Raw genomic sequence first — 20509 nt, forward strand, 5'->3', positions numbered from 1 at the left:
CACCAGGGGCTACATTTTGTAGCCCCTTTTTTATTTTGATCGATAACCCCATTTCCCCGAGAGGGGACGGAAACCTCGCCCATGGTGCGGCAATCATCGCGATACGCCGTAAATCGATAACCCCATTTCCCCGAGAGGGGACGGAAACTTGTCGTGATAGTATGCGGTTTTCATCAACTTATCACGGATCGATAACCCCATTTCCCCGAGAGGGGACGGAAACCGCGGTACGCCGTAACAGTGTAGCGGTTATCACAGAACCTGATCGATAACCCCATTTCCCCGAGAGGGGACGGAAACTTCCCCAATACCCTCAATATATTGAGGAATCTTCTCGTGAATCGATAACCCCATTTCCCCGAGAGGGGACGGAAACTCGGATATGGTCAACCGCACGCCGAGGTAGTCCTCAAGATCGATAACCCCATTTCCCCGAGAGGGGACGGAAACTTATAGCGGCGTGGCCGTCAATCAGTAATGATTCGAGCGTATCGATAACCCCATTTCCCCGAGAGGGGACGGAAACCTCAAGGAACTTTCGAATATGCGACATAGTGGTGTTACTATCGATAACCCCATTTCCCCGAGAGGGGACGGAAACTTTTGTGAAAAGTCTTGAATTCTGGCTTCGCATGTGGTAAATCGATAACCCCATTTCCCCGAGAGGGGACGGAAACCTTCATCTCGTTATAATCATCAACAATGGTCATTGCAGAAAATCGATAACCCCATTTCCCCGAGAGGGGACGGAAACACGCTCTCAAAAGTGTACGTGTATTCGTTCATCTCAAATCGATAACCCCATTTCCCCGAGAGGGGACGGAAACGCGGCTTTAAGAAACTTAAGAAGATGCTTCCACTGATCGATAACCCCATTTCCCCGAGAGGGGACGGAAACTGGTGGCATAAGCCTCCTTGACGGCCTTTTTCACGATCGATAACCCCATTTCCCCGAGAGGGGACGGAAACCGTAAAACGAATCGGAGTCGCTACGGCGGGCGCAGACAGTATAATCGATAACCCCATTTCCCCGAGAGGGGACGGAAACTTCACGATTTGTCCTCGGCTCGGTCTGCTTGAGCAGATCGATAACCCCATTTCCCCGAGAGGGGACGGAAACCTTTGAAGAACTCGCCGAAGGGCGACCAATCTTGAGCCGAATCGATAACCCCATTTCCCCGAGAGGGGACGGAAACTACCGATTTCCCGATTCGTACGCGGCTCGGTTTGCTTGAATCGATAACCCCATTTCCCCGAGAGGGGACGGAAACTCTCTTCGATACATACGTTCGCGTATGCCTCTTTTATGGATCGATAACCCCATTTCCCCGAGAGGGGACGGAAACCAACTCCTTGCGCACGGGAACGAACGTAATGCGACATATCGATAACCCCATTTCCCCGAGAGGGGACGGAAACGATGCAAGGTAAAGCGCTGATGCTTTATCCTCATCAATCGATAACCCCATTTCCCCGAGAGGGGACGGAAACTGCTCATTCCTTCGCAGACCTGGTAGTTCGCGAAAAGATAAATCGATAACCCCATTTCCCCGAGAGGGGACGGAAACTAGGTGTAGCCCAGGAACTCATTCCCGTAGCAGCTGATACCGATCGATAACCCCTATTCCCCGAGAGGGGACGGAAACTGGTATTGCGGCAATTTGTCGTGATAGTAGGCCGTTTTCATAATCGATAACCCCATTTCCCCGAGAGGGGACGGAAACGGGATATAACCCTCGCCGCTCTCGTACTTCACGACGGCAATCGATAACCTCATTTCCCCGAGAGGGGACGGAAACTTTGGCTGCCGTGTCAATTCGCCTGGTTGTCCAACCGTTCGACAATCCCATTTCCCCGAGAGGGGTCGAAGCGCGGTGGGCAGTGCGTCGTCTAGCAATAGGGGAACTGGCGAGCGGCTTCCCCGTCAATATTCGTTTGAGCTTTATGCTTGTTTGGGCGCCTGGAGCGCTGATATCTCCCGGTTAGCCCGTGCGGCTTGCGGACTATTGCAAGCCGCACGGGCATCCCCCTACAACATCAAGCCCTCGGTAGGCTCAGGTGGCTGCTGGTTGCGGTAGGATTCCAGAATCCTAACCGCCATCTCCGTGTCGCCGCTCTCGTTTGCGAACCGCACGAGGGTTTCTAGCTGGTCGATGGTGGGGAAGTTGGGCCAGGTGAAGGTGTGCTCTAGTTCGGCTTGCGCTTCGTGGGCTACTAGGTTTTTGCACAGGTCAAGCTTGTCCGTTACGTCGTCGGGGTGAACGAAGCGGACGATGGTTTGCAGCTTTTCCTGCCCGAAGGGCGCGGCGCTCCTTCGGGCGCCTAGATACAGGTCGCGAAGGTTTTCGCGCGTGAACAAGCCCTCTTCGGCAAGGGTGGCGATGCAGCTGCTGTTGTCAACGTATGGCATGCTCGCGCCCGTTTTGCCCTCTGCCGCTGTTTCGTACCGCATGTCTTGCAGGGCCAGGTCAATCGGCGTGCACAGAATGGTTTTCTCCTCACGGGCGTTATCGGGAATGCGCATTCGCTTGCTGTGCAGCCTTGTCCCGGCCTGGGCAAGGCGCCGTGCAAGGTCGTGGTCGTTGCGCGAGATGGCGCTGGCAAGCAGGAACGACAAGCTCTCCGGCGACTGCGCCGCCGTTGCCAGCATCATGTCGAATTGCTCTTCGCTGCCGTATTCTGCAACCGCAAAAACCAGTTCATTGCGTTTCAGGCCCGATAGGGCGTTGAGTTTCGCCAAAACGGTTTCAAGCGTGGGGGACGAACCTCGCGCCTGCAGCTCCTTGATGCACTTGTCGGCCAGCATGGTGGGCGTCGGATGAGCCCACCTTTCCTTGCGTCGCGCATCACGCCGGGCTAGCAGCTCGGCGAGCGCCGGCAGGTCGTCTTTCGTCATATATCGGGAGTTTGCCCAGGGCATGGAAATGGTCGTGCAGCATGCGATGTGCTCAAAAGGGCGGTTTTCGCGGTCTTTGGGCGCCCGCGCGTCTTTGAGCTTGCCTCTACTGGATTGATACCGCTCGTTTCCCTTCTCCACCTTGTAGCGAACAAGGGAGTTGTTCACGTTGCCGGTGGAGAGGCAACGGTCATAGGGGCAGTTTGCGAATGCGTCGTGCCCGATATCCTCAACGCTTGCGGGGATTTTGACTTCGCTGATGTTCGTCGTCATGAACGCGTGATGGCCGATTTTGCGGAGCCCTGCAGGCAGGATGACGCTGCGTATGCGACGGTCGTTCGAAAACGCGTAGGGTGCGATTTCTCTGACCCCATCGGGAATCGTGATCTTCACGTGCGGTTCCAAAAGCTTCACGACAACGGTCTCATCCGGCGTTAGCAGGAAGCCTTTCTTCGCGTGCCTTAGGCGCACATCCGATAAGCAGCGTATCTCAATGTAGGCGCGCGGCCATTTTGGGTCCTCAAGATCAAGCTCCGTGACCGTTGCGTATATGTCGCCGATCACGCCGAACGCCGACGGGTAGCGCAGCAGGATGGAAACCCCAGCGGTAATGGCGTACTGCTCGTTGAGAAACCCCAGGTGGTAGCACTCGCCGTCCTTTTGGAAGCTCATGGCGACGGACCCGTTTCCCTTTAGCTCAAGGTCCAGGCGATCGCCCACGTGCAGCATTTGATAGGGTTTTGCGGTGTTGGCCCGCTCGCATCCGCCCACGTCGGCTTCCAGGAAGAGCACGGCAATGCCGTCATCGGGCCTTTTGCCCGCAGGCCCTCTGCCCGGCCTGGTGACCGTCCCTTGCTCGAAGGTTGGCCGCACGGGGCTATATCTGCGTTGCAGCCATTTAGGTTCTTGGGGGATGTATGCGCCTACCGTCATGGCTATCGGTCTTCCTCGTCCAGTTCCAGGCTGGCGCTTGCTTCGGTGTCCTCGGCGTCCTGCATGACAAGCTCCACTTTTCTGGCAAGATCAAGTCCGCGCTCGTTGAATTTCAGGCTTTTGCTGTGGCTGAAATACCCGTCGCCGCCCCATTCGCTTACCAGCATGATGAACGCGGGGTCGGCCGAGGCGCGCGCCACGAACACGAGCGCTTCTTGGCTGCGTCCGAACGCGCGGTCCATGAAGGCGAACGCCGCGTCGGATTGCGCGACGGCGTTTTGCGCCATGGTCCGCTGGCGCTCGCACGCGGCGTTAAACGGCGCTTTTGCGGCGGTGAAGGCGCTTTTGGCGGCGTCGTCGTTCGCGACGTGCGTGCGCACGGCGCTCAGGCATTCTCGCAGCAGCGCAACGCGCGTCGCCTGCACCATTTGCGGGCTGCTGACAAGCTTCCGCTTCGCCAGCGCTACGGCTCCGCTGTCGTTGGCGCTTGCTATGCGCACGGTAAGAGCGGCTTCCAGATTTCCTTTCCTATCTGCGCTTTTGCAGGCTAGCAGGTCGTCGCGCACGATGCGCAGCGCCTCCTCAAGCTGCATGGCGTCGCGCACGCCGACCAGCAGCGCGTCGTAGAGCATGCCCGTGAGCGCGATCTTCTTGTCGAAGCGCGCGTCGCGCAGTTCCTGTTCCCCCTCTTGTACGGCGCCGGCCAGGATGCCCGTGATATCCAGGGTTTGCCGGTATTCGCAGAACAGGTTGTAGTAGGTGGCGAAATCGATGGCGGTTTCCTCGTCCTGCAGGTATTGGCGCATAAGCGCCTCGTCGGTGGACAGCTGCTCGTGCTCGCAGGTTTGCAGCATGCGGGAAAGGTCCTCCCAGCCGCGCGCCGTGACCAGGCGCGTGCCGCCGGCATCGGGGCGCACCAGGTAGAAACGGTCGGGTTTGCACTGCAGATACGAGGTTATCGCCGGATGCACGCCCGCTTGCGCAGCGTAATCCAGCCATGCGTCCACGTCGGGTTCCACTTCGATGCGCTTCAGGCGATCGAGCGTCGCTGCGTCGAAACGCCTGGCCGCGCGGTTGAACTCGGTGGGATTGCCCGCCGCCACCACGATCCAGCCCTGCGGCAAGGCGTGTTGCCCGAACGTTTTGAACTGCAGGAACTGCAGCATGGCCGGGGCAAGCGTTTCGGACACGCAATTCGCCTCGTCAAGCAGCAAAACGCCCTGCGCGATGCCCGTACGCGTGATGCTGTCGTGCACCGATGCGATGATCTCGCTCATGGTGTATTCGGAAACCGTGTACGTTTTGCCCTCGTATTCGCGCTCCACCAGGCGGGGGAGTCCCAGCGCGCTTTGGCGGGTGTGGTGCGTCATGGAATACGACAGGAAATTGATGCCGCATTCCTGGGCTGCCTGCTTCACAATGGCGGTTTTGCCCACGCCCGGAGGGCCCTCAAGGAATATCGGGCGCTGCATCTCGAACGGGATGCGGTACGCGCCGTTGTCGTGGCGCGAAAGATATGCGGTGATGGTATCTTTGACCTGCTGTTTCGCCGATTCGATATCCATTGGTCCCTGCCTTTCGCCTGTGCGCGCCCCGCGCCGTGTCGTGTTGCGTTCCCGTTCGCTGGGCGCTGCGTTGCGCATCGTGCCTTCGTTCGCTGCGTGTTGTGCTGCCTTGGCGCCTTGCTGCGTTCCCGTGCAGCGCTGTGTTGTGTTCCCGTTCGCCAAGCGCCCCGCTGCGTTCCCGGCCCCGTTCCCTTTACGTTCTTCTGAAGTCGTCCTCTTCGAGCATAAACGTCATCGCCCATGGCGGTGCCAGGTTTTGCGCCCCGTCCGGTGTGAGGACGAAGGCGGTTTTGTACGGCGTCGCACATTTCGGGAAATTCGCGTACCCGTCCGTCAGGCAAATGACGCCGTTGAGGTCGCCTATCTCGTTGCGCTCGACCAGCTCGTCCACCCGCTGGAACACGGGGCGAAGGTCAGTGCCGCCTCCGCCGTGGAGGCGCAAACCCCCGATCCATTTCCGCATGTGCTCGGGGGTGTCGATCGCGTCTTCCGCAACGATTTGGGTGTCGCACTGGATGATGCGGATGCGCGGCGCGCTAAAGAACAGCCCCTCGTTGCAGAGCACGCCCTGCACTATCTGCGCGAACCGCGTGGCCGTGGGGCCCCAAACCGACCCGGAAACGTCGATGCCGATCACGAATTCCCTGATGCGTTTGTCGTCCCTGGTTTCAAGCGGCTCGATGATGGGCGTATCGCCATAGAGCGTAAAACCGTACGTGTACAGCGCGTAGTCGAACTCGTCGCTTGACGGCTGCGGCGTCTCCTCAAAGGTGGCGAACGAGCGCAGAAACTCGTCGAGCGCGGGCTTTTTGTAGCTCCTAGGCGCCACGCCAAGGTTAGCGAGCAGCCCGCTGAGATTCCGACCCCAGCCGCCGTTCGATGCGCTCACCTGGTGTTTCATGGAAGCAGCGATGCTCTGGACGGCGAATCGCCACGCGTTTTCGGGGCTTTTGAAGTGGGCGGCGCTTTCGTCGGGCGTGCCGTCGGGGCTTTCGCCGCCGGGCTGGGTTTCGGCTTCGCTTTCGCTATCGGTCGCCTCTTCGGTATGACCTTCGCTGGCGCCAGAGCCCGCCGTCGATCGATCGCCTGGCCTTTCGTACCAGAAGCGGTGGCTATCAACGCAAAACAGCTGCTGCCACTCATGCTCCTCATCAACGAACCGGTCGGTTTTCAGCAGCTCGAACACCGACTCCGCAGTCAGCGGGGCATGCTGCAAGGCGCCGCAAATGCGCCCGAGAGCATACTCCGTGCCGTTGTCCGCATCTCCTGGGCGCGGGCCGCACAGCTCGGCGGCAATGCATTCCGCGGCAATATCGCAGGCCAGGTCCCAACGAGCCCGGTTTTGCCCGGGGTTGGCGAAAGGATGCAGGAACAAGCAGTGCAGCAGCGTATGCGCGTAGTCGTGCACGGGCGCTTCCTGCGTCGCGGCAAAGCAAGCCAGCACATAGTCGGCGTTGAAGTAGAAAGCTTTCGCATCCGTGCCCGACAACGGGAAAAGCGCATCGGGGGACGGAACGAACGGCAGCAAACTAGCCGCAGGCGCAAGGAAAGGGTTCGAAACCAGCAGCCTGTCTTTCGCAAGCCGCAACACCTCAACAGCCAACTCCTGCCGTTCGCTAAGCTGCGCGTTCATCCAACCTCCTTCGCATGTGGTCATGAGCGGGGGTGAACGGGGGACGGAGGTGTGTTCGCGACGGCCCTTCATGCCTCTAAGTGCTCTCGCGTGAACACGCCCCCGTTTCCTGTTCGCGTTCGCTTCTCTAGTCGAATCGCGGCGCTTCGCTCTTCCCTTTACGCAGCGCATCTTTGGGGTCGACGTTGCGCAGCAGGTTGGGGTCGTCGAACAGGCGGGTGCAAATCACGTCCGCGCGGTTCATTTCGCCGCCGTCTTCTCCGATCACGTTTTTGTAGAACCGCATCAGGAACGAGTCGTCGGGGAAGATCTTCGCCGCCGCGTTGCGGTACTGCGCGCGCACCAGCGCATCGCGGAAGTAGCGTGCGTGCTTGGCGAAGGGGTCGTTCGCCACCTGAAACCCCAGGTTGTTCAGGTACAACTCCGAGAACACGGCGATGGTGCGCGTGTTCCCCTCGTAAAACGGATGGACCTGCCAGAGGAACGCGATGGTGTGGCAGAAGCGCTGCAGCTCCTCGTCCGTGAACGTTGTGTATGCCGCGGCGGCCTCGTTCGCGAACGCGCCGCGAAGGGACATCTCATAGGTTAGCGGGTCGGCGCACAGCACGCTGTCGCCGTTGAGGATCTCCTCCTGCTTGATCAGGCGCTCGCTTTTGAACTGGCCGGGGCGGTATATCGCGGGGTCGAGGTCCTGAAACAGATACGCGTGGATGGTGGTGAGCATGTCGGGCGAAAGGAAGAACGCGCCGCGCGTGAGCAGCTCGGCGATTCGCTGGCTTACCAGGTCAGCCTCTTTGGTTTCGCCGTCGGCCTCAGCGCTGGCGTATCGTCCGCGAACGAGTTCGCCGACCTCGTCAAGCCCTTTTTCGCCGCGGATGTAGGCATGAGCTTGATCGCGCAGATAGTCGGACACCTTCAGGCCGTCGACGTCTTGCAGGCCGATGGCGACGGCCCAATAGTGCCTGCGTCGATCTTCCGAAGTGTATTCGGAAGCCGGCCGATATTCGAAATCGTCGTAGCTGTCTGCGGACATAACGGTTACCTGGGGTCGCCCCGCTCCGCGTAGGAGCCCTTCCTGTGGTTGCGCCGCAATCGCGAACGCTTGTGCGTTATCGGAACATGATAGCACGGCAACCGCCGCCGCCGTGCGGATGCGCGTGAACAGGGGGACGGACGTGTGTTCGCGATGGTCCTTCGCGTTCCCAGGCGCACCCGCGCGAACACACATCCACTCCCGTTTCCCTTTCTCTTTCCACTTGAATACTTGATGGCGCTTGCCGAGAGCGGGGCTTCCGCCTTGCTGCCTGCACGTATACTGGTTGCATAGTGCGAATCGCGGGGCTGGTTGGGCACCGCTTGATGAAAGGCTGTCTCGTGTCCGAAAAGTTGAAGATCGGCGTGCTGCTCTCCGGCAGCGGCACGAATTTCCAGGCCATTCTTGATGAGGCGGCGAAGGGCCTGCCCGTCGAGGTGGTGAAGGTGGTCGCGTCGCGTCCCGATGCGTACGGCATCGAGCGCGCGAACGCCGCCGGCATCCCCGTGCTGGTCATGAACCGCGAAAAGTACGCCGACCCCGAGGCTGCCGACGCGCAGATCGTGGCCGCGCTGCAGGAAGCCGGCGCGCAATACGTGGTCATGGCCGGCTACATGCGCAAGGTCACGCCCGTCATGCTCAATGCCTTCCCCAACCGCGTGCTCAACCTGCATCCGGCGCTTTTGCCCTCGTTCAAGGGCGCGCACGCCATCGCCGATGCGTTCAACGCCGGCGTGAAGGTCACGGGCGTCACTGTTCACTTCGCCAACGAGGACTACGACAAGGGCCCCATCGTGGCCCAGGAGCCGGTGCGCGTGGCCGAGGGCGACACGCTTGAAACCCTGGAAGCCCACATCCACCAGGTGGAACACGAGCTGTACCCGCGTGTGCTGGGCTGGCTGGCCGCCGGCCGCGTGAGCGTCGATGCGGAGGGCAAGGTGCATCTTGCTGAGTAAGGAAACGTTGGCGGGCATCGCCACCGATCTGCGCGCGGGCCGCGCGGTGGAGCTTTCTCCCGCCGACTTCCCGTGCTTTTCCGCCGAGGCGCTGAAGGGCAACATGCACGTTTCGCCCGACGACCTGGGGAAACTTTCCGCAGCCCTCACCGCCGCCGACGCGCCTACCTTCGAGCGCGCCGCTCGCGCCATGGCCGAGGGCGACCTGGCGTGGCTGGGCTTCAAGGTGGTGTTCGACCCCGCCGCCGCGCAGGCCAACACCGACAACGAGGTCACGAAGAAGTACGGCGACACGGGCTCTGCCGACGGCGCCGGCATGGTGTTCTTCTGCAACGACGCGAAGGAGGTCGTCTCCGCGCGCACGCCTAGCCCGCGCGACGTGTTCCAGATGAAGGACATCACGCGCGGCCCCGGCATGCACAACGAGCAGTTCGATGGCCTGACCTGGCTTTCCGTGCCGCTGTTCGACCAGGTGCGCGTGTGGTTGCTCGGCGCCTCCGACGCCGCGGCCGAGGTCAGCGCGCTGGCCGCGCACGTGGGCTTCGTCGTCACCGCGGTCGACTACGACCCGGCGTACCTCTCGCCCGAGCGCTTCCCCGACGCCGAGCGCGTGCTGCTCGACGGCGGCAACTTCGACGAGCTGGACAAACTCACCCCCGCGCCCAGCGACTACGTGTGCGTGCTCACGCGCGGCCACATGTTCGACCCCGAGGGCTGCGTGTGGGCCGTCAAGCACAACGTGCACTACGTCGGCATGATGGGCTGCAAGGGGAAGAACTCCACCGTGCACGACCTGGTGCTGGCCCGCGGCGCCTCCGAGGCGGACTGGGAACGCATCAAGCGGCCCATCGGCCTGAAATTCGGTGCCAAAACCCCGGCGGAATTGGCTATCTCCATCGTGGCTGAGCTGGTCGATGTACGATATACGCAGCGCTACAGCCCCGAGGCGCGGGCGCGCCACGAGGAAAGCCTGGGCCGTTAGGGCCCGGCAGGCAACCCCGAAACAGGCATCTTGCGGGCGGCGCTTCGGCGCAAAGCCCCGCTTTGCGATAAGGAACGGACTTACAAGGAACGGTTCAAGGTAAGGAGAGAGCAAGTGGCAGATCCGAAGGTCAAGCGCGTACTCATCTCGGTGACGGACAAGACGGGCGTCGTCGAGTTCGCCCGCGCGCTGCATGACGAATTCGGCGCGGAGATCATCTCCACGGGCGGCACCGCCCGCGTCATCGCGGAGGCCGGCGTGCCGGTCACGCCCATCGACGAGGTGACGAAGTTCCCCGAGATGATGGACGGCCGCGTGAAGACCCTGCATCCCATGGTGCACGGCGGCCTGCTGGCCAAGCGCGACAACGCCAAGCACATGGCCGAGGCGGCAGAGCACGGCATCCAGATGATCGACATGGTGGTCGTGAATCTGTACGCGTTCGAAAAGACGGTCGAGTCCGGCGCGGACTTCGGCACCTGCATCGAGAACATCGACATCGGCGGCCCCTCCATGCTGCGCAGCGCCGCGAAGAACTTCGAGAGCGTCACCGTGGTCACCGACCCCGAGACCTATGACGGCATCCTCGACGAGATGCGCTCCAACGGCGGCGCCACCACGCGCGAGACCCGCATGGAGCTGGCGCTTGAGGTGTTCGAGACCACCAACGCCTACGACGGCGCCATCGCCGACTTCCTGTTCGACCAGGTCCAGGCCGCGCATCCGCACGAGCACGGCGAGGGCTGCGGCTGCGGCTGCGAGGAGGGCATCGAGGCCCAGGGCGAGTTCCCGCCCGAGTGCGCCCTGTACATGCAGAAGCAGCAGGACCTGCGCTACGGCGAGAACCCGCATCAGCAGGCCGTCTTCTACCGCGTGGACGAGTTCGCCCATGAGCACAGCCTGGTCAACGCCCAGCAGCTCAACGGCAAGGAGCTGTCCTACAACAACATCCTGGACACCGACGCGTGCTGGTCGCTCGTGCGCGAGCTCGACGAGCCGGCGGTCATCATCCTGAAGCACCAGAACCCCTGCGGCTCCGCCACGGCCGAGAACATCACCGAGGCCTACGACAAGGCCTTCGCCTGCGACCCGAAGAGCGCCTTCGGCGGCATCATCGCGGCGAACCGCCAGGTCACGCTGGAGATGGTCGAGCACATCAACGAGAACAAGCAGTTCGTCGAGGTGCTCATCGCCCCCGAGTACGAGTCCGCTGCGCTTGAACTTCTGCAGCAGAAGAAGAACCTGCGCGTGCTGCGCACCGGCGGCATCGACGCCCCGGCTGCCGTCGAGGTCCGTTCCGTCGACGGCGGCGTGCTGGTGCAGGACGTCGACCACGTCTCCGAGGATCCGGCAACCTTCACCGTTCCCACCGACCGCAAGCCCACGGACGCCGAGATGCACGAGCTCATGTTCGCATGGCGCGTGTGCAAGGGCGTGAAGTCCAACGCCATCCTGGTGTCGCGCGACCATGCCGGCATCGGCATGGGCCCGGGCCAGCCCAACCGCGTGGACAGCGCGCTTTTGGCCTGCAAGCGCGCCCATGAGGCGTGCGAGCGCATGGGCGTGGAGCCCAAGGGCCTGGTGTGCGCCTCCGACGCGTTCTTCCCGTTCCGCGACAACGTGGACACGCTGGCCGAGTGGGGCATCACTGCCATCATCCAGCCCGGCGGCTCCGTGCGCGACGAGGAGTCCATCCAGGCGTGCAACGAGCACGGCATCGCCATGGTATTCACCGGCCATCGCCACTTCCGCCACTAGTTTGCGAAGCCGGCGAGTGGGGCGGGTGTGCCGTTTGGTGCGCGTGCGCGTGATGCGTGCGTCGCGCTTGCGGCCGCGTTGGCGCGCCCGCGTTGGCGGGTGCGCTTGCGCCGCCCGCGCCGCCTGTGCCGTTTGAGTCGCCGGCATCGTTTGCGTCCGCTGTGCCTACAAGGGCGTAGGGGAGCGAAACCTGCGAGCGGTCCGCCTTTTCGGCGGGCCGCTTCCTTTTGCGCTGATTTCGGTGAGTCCGTGCGGTTTTCGCGCCGGGTTTTTCTGACGAATGCGTGACATCCCCGGCGTTGCGGTTGTGCGGCGGGAATCGTCCCGTATAGTCGGCGTTATGAAGAAATCAGAAGCACTCAAAATACTGGGCTTGGCCGATGGGGCTAGCGACGATGAGATTAAGAAGGCTCATCGCAAGCTCGTCATCGCCCATCATCCCGACAAGTTCCCCTTGGACTCGAAGGAGCACGCCGAGGCCGAGGAGCTTACCAAGCAAATCAACGAAGCGCGCGACGTGCTGATCAACCGCAGCTGGTCGCCCGAGTTCGACCCGCGCCGCGACCCGCGTCCGTACGCGGGCAATCCTTATGCGCACCCGACGGGTTCGGCGGGGCAAGGCGGCGCGTCCGGTCAGGGCAACCCGTTCGATCCGTTCGCCGGCTGGCCGTTCGGCGAAGGGGCCCAAGGTCAGACTACGTACGTGTGGACCAGTTGGGACGACATCTTCAGCGGCGCCGCGGGCTCGCAGCGCCCGGGTTCGGGGCAGAATGGCGCAGGTCAGCGCACCGGCGGTGCCGAGTGGCCGTTCGGCGGCTTCACCGTGGAATACGACCCCTTCGACCCATTCGCGCCGTTTCGCGCCGCACGCGCGCAGCAGCAGACCGGCGAAGAGGTGTTCGCCCGCGCGAAGAAGGGCCTGCGCGACGAGGCGCTCATGGTTGCCGCCAAGGTGGTGGCGCTTGCGGTGCTCTCCATCGCCGGCTCCGCGGCAACGGGCCTGTTCCTGTACGTGATGGCGTCCATCATCTACGGCTTGTACAAGCGCATGGGCAGCCTGCTGGTCATGCTGCTGGTGCCCATCATGATCTTCGGTGCGCCGCTCATCTTCATGCTGGCGCCGCGAAACGGCTTCGTGGGCGCGCCGCTCACCGTGGCGTTCTTGGTGTCGGTGCTGTTCGACGTGCAGAACCTCCGCGACCGCATCCGCACCTATCAGGCGGCGAAGGTGGGGTTATAGGGAAAGACGCGGCGGGCCTGCGGGTCTGCGCGGGCTTGCGGTATAGCGTCGGGTTTGCGCGCTTTTCGTTGGCGGTGCTTTGCGGGTTTGCGGGTTTGCGGTTGGCGTAGCGTGGGCGATTGAGCTCGCGCTGCGCCGCTTTTGCGTTCGTGCAAAGCGTGCGGTTTGCGCGACTGGAAGAGCGGCAGGCCTGCTTAGACTCCTAGAACGGCGTGCGCTAGAGCGAATCCCAGTGCGGCGGCGCCTAGGGTCGAGCCGTAGGTGATTACCAGGTATGCGGCCGCTTCTCCGCGATGTCCCTCCGTGGCCATATCGACGGCCTCGCAGTTCATGGTGGACAGCGTGGAGAATCCGCCCAGAAACCCCATGGTCAGCGCTATGTAGGCGGTTTGCCCAAGCGCGGCGGCCCCTGCAAGCGCCGCGCCGGCGACGGTGCACGATGCAAGGTTCACCAGCAGCGTGGGCCAGGGAAACCAGCTGTTCGAGCGAGGTTTCATGAACGAAAGCGCCCTGTGGCGGCACAGCGCGCCGGCTGCTCCGCCTAGGCCCACCATGACCAACGTCAGCGGGCTCATCGCGCATCGCCCCCGTTTTGCGGGGAATCTGCCTGCGGCGTCTCAACCTGATGATGCGCGCTATAGCGCGGGCCCATGGCGTCGGCAAGACGCTTTCCCGCGTAGGCGGCTCCGAACGTGGCGAACACGGTGATGCCCAGATACAGCGCGAACATCCCGTAACGCCCCTGCTGCAAAAGCGCCAGGTTCTCAGTGGAAAGCGCGGCGATGGTGGTGAACGCTCCGATAAGCCCGATGCCCATCGACTTCACCAACGGCGCCGGCAGGTTCGTGCGGCGCGCGACGAATTGATTGACGATCTCCAACGTGAAACAACCGAATATGTTCACCGCAAGCGTGGCGACGGGGAAGCCGTATTGCGCGGGCAGGAGCATCTCCAGGGTATAGCGCGCCGTGGCGCCCAAAAAGCCCATGAGCAGCACCAACGGCGCCAAGGAGCGAGGGCTGCGCAGCGCATGATCCACCGCATCTGGGATATTGCCGTGCACTGATGCCCCCTTGTCCGAATCGAGCTTGCTGAGCAGCAGTATACCGCCGCCTGCAAGGGGCGGGCTGTTCGCTGGGTATCGCGGCTTTTATGGTAACGATGGCGTTGTGAAATGTGTTGACGAGCTTGATTTGCTTGTCTGTCCGGGTGCTTTTGCGGCCACGGGTTATGGGGCGCAGTGCTTCTTCAAATTCTCGAAAATCACTGATTGGATTCCTCGAAAACAGAGTGTCACTTTCCTCGAAAATCGAGTACGACAATCCTCGAAAATATAGTATGCCCATGTCAGAGAGGAATGTTCGACCATGGTAGCTTATAGCACGGAGAGGCTCAAAACGTATCATCCGCGTCTCGTAGACGAACGCCTACGCCGGCTGCCTCTACCGTGACGTCCTATCTTGACATGCTCGAGAGCATGTACGTAATCGAGAGCCTGCACGGCTGGGATGCGCCCGTACGCGCGAAGTCGCGCTTGCGCACCAAGCCCAAGCGCTACTTCGCCGACCCTTCCATCCCTGCCGCTGCGCTTGGCATGGGCCCTGAGCGCCTGTTGTCCGATGGGCAAACCTTCGGGCTGCTCTTCGAGTCGTTGTGCATTCACGACCTGCGGGCCTACGTCGCCTGCATGCCCGGAGCCCACCCGGGGTCGTTGCGCTACTACGGCGACTCCGACGGTCTGGAGGTCGACGCCATCATCGAGCTGCGCGACGGTCGCTGGGCGGCTCTGGAAGTCAAACTCGGCGAGACCAAGGTACCCGACGGCATCAGGAACATTGAGCGCTTGCGTCAGAAAGTCGCGGCGAACCCTGCCGCGCGCAATCCGAAGCCTGCGTTCTCGGCCGTTGTCACCGCAACCTCGCCCTTCTGCCGCTACGACGCTGAGCATGACATCTACGTGTTCTCCATCACCGCCTTAAAGCCGTAGGACTGGCTGGCTTTCAGCAGGCACTTGTGTGTAGTCAAGACTACGTTTTAGTAAGGGACTGCGGTTGAAAGCCTGGTGCTCTTTTGGTCCAGGATTTCCACCGCAGCCCCTTCCGAATTATCTCTCTTGTGAAAAACAGTTGCTTTTTCAACCACCCCTTGCTGAGGGTTTGACGCAGGGATGCGCTAGGCGGCGTTTTTGCTGCGCGGCGGGGGTATACTATTCGCTTAAGTAGTGCGCGCCGGGCGCGCTGAGCGAGTGCCGAAAGGGGTCTGCCATGGTCATCCTTGACGAACCGTATGCTTCGCCGCAATTGTTGGAATGGCTTGAGTCCTCGCAACACCCCGTGCTTCGCAATGCGTTTTCCGAGCGCACGGCTTTTGCGTCCGGGAGGGCGTTGCACCTGGTCGATCAGGCTGAGGCTGCTTCGCGTCTTTCCGCGGGCGAGCGCGTGTATACCAATTCCGAGAATACGCTCGAGTGGATCTGCTCGCATGCGGACAATCCCGGTCTTACGCATGCCATCACCGTGTTCAAGGACAAGGTCGCCATGCGCGAGCTTCTGGCGCAGATGGACGAGGACTTCTTCTTCCGCGCATGCACGGCCGATGAGCTGGGGAAACTCGATTTCGCCGAGCTTGAGTCGCATATGCCGTTCGTGGTGAAGCCCGCCCGCGGGTTCTGCAGCATGGGCGTGCACACGGTGCGCTGCCGTGCTGATTGGGACGAGGCGCTGGCCGATTTCGCGTCGAACGCGGCTGCTTGGGCGGATATGTATCCCGATAGCGTGGTTGCCGGCAACGATTTCATCCTGGAGCAGTTCATCACGGGGCAGGAATATGCCCTGGATGCGTTTTTCGACGAGCAGGGCGCGGCGCACGTGCTCAACGTGCTGCGCCATGATTTTGCCGGTCCCGACGACACGTCCGATCGCATGTACACCACCTCAGCGGCCATTGTGCGCGAGAAGGCGCCCGTCTTCGAGGAGTGGCTTTCGCGCGTGAACGCCCTGGTGGGAGCGCGAAACTTCCCCGTGCACGTTGAGGTGCGCGTGGACGAGCAGGGTAGCGGCGCCATTCGCCCTATCGAGTTCAATCCCTTGCGATTCGCCGGCCTGGGCGGCACCGACGTTGCTCAGCACGCGTATGGCTTCCGCACGTATGAGGCGTTTTTGACCGACACGCTGCCCGATTACGACGCGGCGTTCGCATGTGCGGGCGATCATGTGTATACCATGTCGCTGCTCAATCCGCCGGAGGGCGTGACGGGAGCCGAGGAGTTCGATTACCCGGCCTTCTCCGAGCGCTTCGATAGGGTTTTGGAGCTGCGCGAGTTCGACGTGCCCACGTTCGGCTGCTACGGTTTCCTGTTCGTGGAAACCGACCTTGACGAACGCGGCAAGGCCGAGCTCGATTTCCTGATGCACACCGATTTGCGCGAGTTTTTGAGCTGTAACGACACCGCGGGCCAACGTTAGGCGGCTGCATGAAATTTAACGTCAAGAACCTTTTCATGGGCGTGGTGCTCATCATCGTGCTTGCGGTGGTGTTTTTGCGCGGCGACCAGCTGGTCGAACTGGGCGAGACCATGAAGCAGGGGAGCCCCCTGCCGCTGGTCGCGGCCATCCTCACGCAGCTGGGGAAGTACTTCGCGCAAAGCTTCGCCTATTCGCGCAGTTTCGCCGCCGTGGGCGAGCGCATGGAGCCGAAATCCACGTTGCCGCTGGTCTTCGGCACGTTTTTCATGAACACCATCGCGCCGTCCATGAACCTGGCGGGCACCACGTTGGTGGTCGACGACGCGCGACGGCGCGGCATCCCCGCCGGCAAGGCCACGGGTGCGGCGTTGCTTATGCAGATCACCATCGACGGCGCGTTCTCCACGCTCATGGTGTGCGCGTTCATCTTCTTGGCCGTCACGGTGGGGCTGTCGCCTGTGTGGTTCCTTATGGGCATGGTGGTGTTGTGCCTGGTGGGAACCATGGTGGCGCTGCTTATCCTTGCCCACAAAAAGCCCGCTTTGCTTATGCGCCTTTTGCGGCCCGCCGAACGCGTGAGCCGCAAGGTGGTTGCGCGCGTGCGCAAAAAGCCGCTTGAGCCGTGGGCAGAGCGCATCGCACAGGCGTTTTCCGAGGCCGCCGGCATGATCGGCCACAGCCCCAAACCCACGCTGCAGGCGTACGGGTGCTCGCTGATCGCCAGCTTGTGCGAGCTTTCGTGCTTCGCGCTGGTGGGCATCGGGTTCGGCGTCGACACGGCGCCGGCGCTGGTGTGCGGCTATGTGGTGGCCACGCTGTTCGCTATGATCTCGGTCACGCCGCAGGGCGTGGGCGTGGTCGAGGCTGCTGTCGTGGTGGCGTTTACCAGCTTCGGCGAGTCGGCGGCGGCCGGCACGGCAATCGGCCTGGTGTATCGCGGCATCGTGTTCTGGATGCCGTTCATCATCGGCGCCGTGCTGATCAACACCACGAAGGCGTTTAAGGGCGACGTGAAGCAGGCGGCGTACGACCAGGATATGGGAGCCGTCGCAGGTACTGCGGCTACTGCGGCGCGCCTGCAGGAAGAGGCGCGTGCCGATGAGGCGCGCTTCAAGCGCGCGGCCGCGCTGCGTTCGCGCATGGCGGGTGCTGCCGGTGCGCAGCCGGCGGGCGAAGCGCCTGCGTCCGCTGCCCGGACGGTGCCTTTTGCTGAAGGCGGTTCATCTGCGGAAGCGGAGCGAACCGAGCCCTCTGTCCGGATTGCGAGCACGCAGGACCAGCCTACCGTGCCTTTTGAGCCGGCGGCTGGCGCGCAGGCGGCGCATGCGGCGGACATGCCCGATGATTTGCCCGGCGAAGAGGGTTCTTCGTAACCGTATACTTATTCACAAACCAAGTTCAGGTTGGGGGCCGCGCTTGTGTGCGGCCCCGTTTCGTTATCAGGAGGAAGCTTATGACGTTGCTCGACACCCTCGGCATCACCACCATCAGCGTTGAGAAGAACCGCGTGGAAATGCGCATGCCCGTGCGTCCGGAAATCTACCAGCCGCATGGGTTCTTGCACGGCGGCGCCACCATCGCGCTGCTGGAATCGTGCGCATCGCGCGCGGCCGAGGAGTTGACGGACTTCGACAAGGAGCTCATCTTCGGCCTGGAAACCACCATCCGCCACAAGAAGGCGCGCAAAGACGGCGTCATCACCGGCGTCGCCGAGCTTGAGCGCGAGGAGCCTTCGTACGGCGGGCGCAAGCAGTTCTGGCACGTCATCGCCACCGACGAGCTTGGCGACACCATCTCGGAGGGCACGTTCATCACGAAGATCGTGACGAAGGAGCATTTCGCCGAGAAGCAGCGCAAGCTGGCCGCAGAGCACAAGGCGTAAGCGCTAACCCCCTGCTGCTGAGGTTGCCCTCGCGCCGCGTTTTGCGGCGAAGCGGCAGGGATCCCATCGCGTTCGCACGCGGCGCCGATGCGCTTTTGCGGGCGCACAAAACGAAGGAGGCGGCAATGACGGCACCCGAAGGACCCATGAAGGACTACGTCCGCATCAGCCTGCGCATGCTGTACGAGCGCAATCGCGCGTTCATCAACGACATGAGCCCCGAGCTCATCGAGCCGGGCTTCACGCGCAGCACGGTGACGGTGCCCGAGAACGCCACGAACACCGGCGGCGGCACGTTCGGCGGCTTTCTCATGGCCATCATCGACGTGGTCGGCTCCACTATCACCTGGTCGTATGGCAAGCACGCCGTCACCCAGTGCGCTAACGTGAACTTCGTGCGCGGCGTCGCCATCGGGGAGAAGCTGGTGCTCGAGGCCAGCAACGTGCATTTCGGGCGCTCTTCGTGCGTTGCCGAAGTGGTGGTGAAAAACGAAGCGGGCAAAGTGTGCTTGACGGCAACGTGCACCATGCACAACGTCGCCGACATCAAGCCCGATGACCCTATCGTGAAGGAAGCCTTGGAGCTGTTCGGGGAATAGCTCTGCGGTTGCCCTGCGCGCCAGGCCGAGCTGTGCGAGTTTCGGTCAGCTTTGCACTGTTGTTGAAGGCGCCGCTTGTCCATTGGGCAAGCGGCGCCTTTTTTGCATTGCGGCGCGGATCGATGGCGTTGCGAACGATGGCTCTGCCGGACGTTTTTGGGTCGGACGCTTCGGGGACGTAGCACTAAGTGTCCGGGTTTTGCCCGGGCGCCCCCGTTGCAGAACGGCCCCTGTCGATTCTTCCTGATACTATCGTTTCCCAAATGTGGCGAAGCTGCAGCAAGGTTTTGGTTTTCAGGAATGCTTCAGCTGCGGCGTTTACCATGTTCGAAAACGAACGTAAACCGTACGCTTTTGCGTGCGCGCAAATTTAGGAAGAACGTGGTGATGGGAGAACCTATCGACACTCATATCGACAAGCATACGCCTTCGCAAGGCCGTCATGCGCGGCAAGCTTCGCCGTCGGCGCACCATGCGCGCGTGACGGTTCCGCGCCCTGTTCGCTCTCGTGACGAGGCGCGTCATAGCGAGGGCGCTTCCCGCGTTGCGCATAATGGCGCGTTCATCAGGGGCGGCGGGTCGGTGATCGGCGGTAGCAGCTGGTTTGGGCGCAGGCGTACGCTCGCGGTAGCGGCTGTTGTGCTTGCCGTCGTCGTGATCGCCGGCGTTTTTGCGGCTCATGGCCACGCTGGCGCAAACGATGGCGACGATCGGGGCGCGGCACAGGACGCCTTGGAATCCCAGGCGATGGAGACGGCGTACGCTGCTGACGACGGGATGGACGTGCAGCAGCCCCAAGATGCCGAAGCTGCGGAATCCGTTGCTCCCGGTATGCGCCCTGACGACGCCGAGGGGTTCTCCCGCAATCGCCGCGACGCCTTGGGCGCGATGGGCCAGGAGCCCATGGAAGGTTTCGGCCGCGCAAATGTGATGCAGGTGGTCGACTTCACCGGTTTGAGCGGTACGAGCGCAAATGTCCCCGAGCTGTTCCAGTACCCCAGCATGCCGGCGGGCTGCGAGGTGTATTCGCTTGCCGCGGTGCTGCAGGCCATGGGCCACGATGCCGACCCCGATTCCATCGTGGCGAACCAGCTGCCCTTCGACGTGGAGGGCGACGATTACGCTTCGGCGTTCTGGGGCGACCCGTACTGGGCGGGCGAGGGCATGCCGCCCGCCATCCTGACGGCCGGTAACGCCTACCTGGAGGAAGCGGGCGCAAGCGAGCGTTTCGCCAACCTCACCGGCACCGATTTCGATGAGCTTGCTAGCAAGGCATCGTCTGGAACCCCGGTGCTCGTGTGGACCACGCTCGACTTCGAGGACCCGTGCTTCGATGAGCCCCTGGAGGCGAATTCCTTCTATGACCTGGAGCATTGCGTAGTGCTGCTGGGTGTGGAAGGCCACCGGGCGTGCATCATGGACCCCACGCAGGGCTACGTGACCGTCAACTACGACTGGTTCAAGTACCTCTACGAGCAATGCGGCTCCATGGCGCTGGCGATTGCGTAAGGCGCCCCGCGCCGAGAGCGTTTCGGACGCTTAACCCTACGTCCCTGATCCGTCACGGA

15 protein-coding genes, 1 pseudogene and 1 CRISPR repeat array (1 of these 17 only partly in view) are annotated in these 20509 nt (G+C 62.2%); of the genes and pseudogenes, 10 read left to right on the forward strand and 6 right to left on the reverse strand.

The annotated features are described in order from the left end of the window. Positions 1–1872: a CRISPR direct-repeat array (repeat unit 36 nt; unit sequence ATCGATAACCCCATTTCCCCGAGAGGGGACGGAAAC); it begins 936 nt to the left of the window's first position. 157 nt (positions 1873–2029) lie between these two features. From Q0D52_RS01665 to Q0D52_RS01680, 4 genes are all read right to left on the reverse strand, one after another. Further along, on the reverse strand, positions 2030–3829 hold the full coding sequence (locus Q0D52_RS01665; RefSeq protein WP_294379799.1) for a leucine-rich repeat domain-containing protein: 1800 nt from the start codon (positions 3827–3829) through the stop codon (positions 2030–2032). Between the two features lie 2 nt (positions 3830–3831). Beyond that, complete coding sequence (locus Q0D52_RS01670) at positions 3832–5394, reverse strand: AAA family ATPase (RefSeq protein WP_294379800.1); 1563 nt, start codon at positions 5392–5394, stop codon at positions 3832–3834. A gap of 193 nt (positions 5395–5587) precedes the next feature. Next, positions 5588–7027 (reverse strand): VWA-like domain-containing protein, encoded by a 1440-nt coding sequence (locus tag Q0D52_RS01675; RefSeq protein ID WP_294379801.1) that lies wholly within the window; start codon positions 7025–7027, stop codon positions 5588–5590. 127 nt (positions 7028–7154) lie between these two features. After that, the gene (locus Q0D52_RS01680) at positions 7155–8060 is read right to left on the reverse strand and encodes a Fic family protein (protein WP_294379802.1); all 906 of its coding nucleotides are present in this window, start codon (positions 8058–8060) and stop codon (positions 7155–7157) included. 341 nt (positions 8061–8401) lie between these two features. On the opposite strand from Q0D52_RS01680, the gene purN reads away from it, so the two are divergent. From purN to Q0D52_RS01700, 4 genes are all read left to right on the forward strand, one after another. Beyond that, positions 8402–9016, forward strand: coding sequence for a phosphoribosylglycinamide formyltransferase (purN, locus tag Q0D52_RS01685; RefSeq protein WP_276667602.1), 615 nt, complete (start codon positions 8402–8404; stop codon positions 9014–9016). Continuing rightward, positions 9006–9998, forward strand: coding sequence for an XdhC family protein (locus Q0D52_RS01690; protein WP_294379803.1), 993 nt, complete (start codon positions 9006–9008; stop codon positions 9996–9998). The genes purN and Q0D52_RS01690 overlap by 11 nt, the downstream gene beginning before the upstream one ends. Before the next feature lie 114 nt (positions 9999–10112). After that, the gene (gene purH, locus Q0D52_RS01695; RefSeq protein WP_294379804.1) at positions 10113–11756 is read left to right on the forward strand and encodes a bifunctional phosphoribosylaminoimidazolecarboxamide formyltransferase/IMP cyclohydrolase; all 1644 of its coding nucleotides are present in this window, start codon (positions 10113–10115) and stop codon (positions 11754–11756) included. Positions 11757–12096: 340 nt separating this feature from the next. Then, positions 12097–12996, forward strand: a complete 900-nt coding sequence (locus Q0D52_RS01700; protein WP_294379805.1) for a J domain-containing protein — start codon at positions 12097–12099, stop codon at positions 12994–12996. A gap of 194 nt (positions 12997–13190) precedes the next feature. Here Q0D52_RS01700 and Q0D52_RS01705 read toward each other — a convergent pair whose 3' ends face one another. Both Q0D52_RS01705 and Q0D52_RS01710 read right to left on the reverse strand, forming a co-directional pair. Then, positions 13191–13571, reverse strand: coding sequence for a CrcB family protein (locus tag Q0D52_RS01705; protein WP_294379806.1), 381 nt, complete (start codon positions 13569–13571; stop codon positions 13191–13193). Continuing rightward, complete coding sequence (locus tag Q0D52_RS01710; protein ID WP_294379807.1) at positions 13568–14059, reverse strand: CrcB family protein; 492 nt, start codon at positions 14057–14059, stop codon at positions 13568–13570. The genes Q0D52_RS01705 and Q0D52_RS01710 overlap by 4 nt, the downstream gene beginning before the upstream one ends. 363 nt (positions 14060–14422) lie before the next feature. On the opposite strand from Q0D52_RS01710, the pseudogene Q0D52_RS01715 reads away from it, so the two are divergent. From Q0D52_RS01715 to Q0D52_RS01740, 6 genes and pseudogenes are all read left to right on the forward strand, one after another. Beyond that, a pseudogene (locus tag Q0D52_RS01715) lies at positions 14423–14983 on the forward strand (DUF4143 domain-containing protein); the annotation flags it as partial. A 277-nt stretch (positions 14984–15260) separates the two neighbouring features. Next, positions 15261–16460, forward strand: coding sequence for an ATP-grasp domain-containing protein (locus Q0D52_RS01720; RefSeq protein ID WP_294379808.1), 1200 nt, complete (start codon positions 15261–15263; stop codon positions 16458–16460). Positions 16461–16468: 8 nt separating this feature from the next. Beyond that, on the forward strand, positions 16469–17833 hold the full coding sequence (locus Q0D52_RS01725) for a lysylphosphatidylglycerol synthase transmembrane domain-containing protein (protein WP_294379809.1): 1365 nt from the start codon (positions 16469–16471) through the stop codon (positions 17831–17833). Between the two features lie 80 nt (positions 17834–17913). Beyond that, positions 17914–18342, forward strand: a complete 429-nt coding sequence (locus Q0D52_RS01730) for a PaaI family thioesterase (RefSeq protein WP_294163498.1) — start codon at positions 17914–17916, stop codon at positions 18340–18342. 125 nt (positions 18343–18467) lie between these two features. Continuing rightward, positions 18468–18941, forward strand: a complete 474-nt coding sequence (locus Q0D52_RS01735; protein ID WP_294379810.1) for a PaaI family thioesterase — start codon at positions 18468–18470, stop codon at positions 18939–18941. 387 nt (positions 18942–19328) lie between these two features. Then, positions 19329–20450, forward strand: coding sequence for a C39 family peptidase (locus Q0D52_RS01740; RefSeq protein WP_294379811.1), 1122 nt, complete (start codon positions 19329–19331; stop codon positions 20448–20450). Positions 20451–20509: the final 59 nt, after the last annotated feature.

Source organism: uncultured Senegalimassilia sp. (genome assembly GCF_934630535.1).
Classification (GTDB): domain Bacteria; phylum Actinomycetota; class Coriobacteriia; order Coriobacteriales; family Eggerthellaceae; genus Senegalimassilia.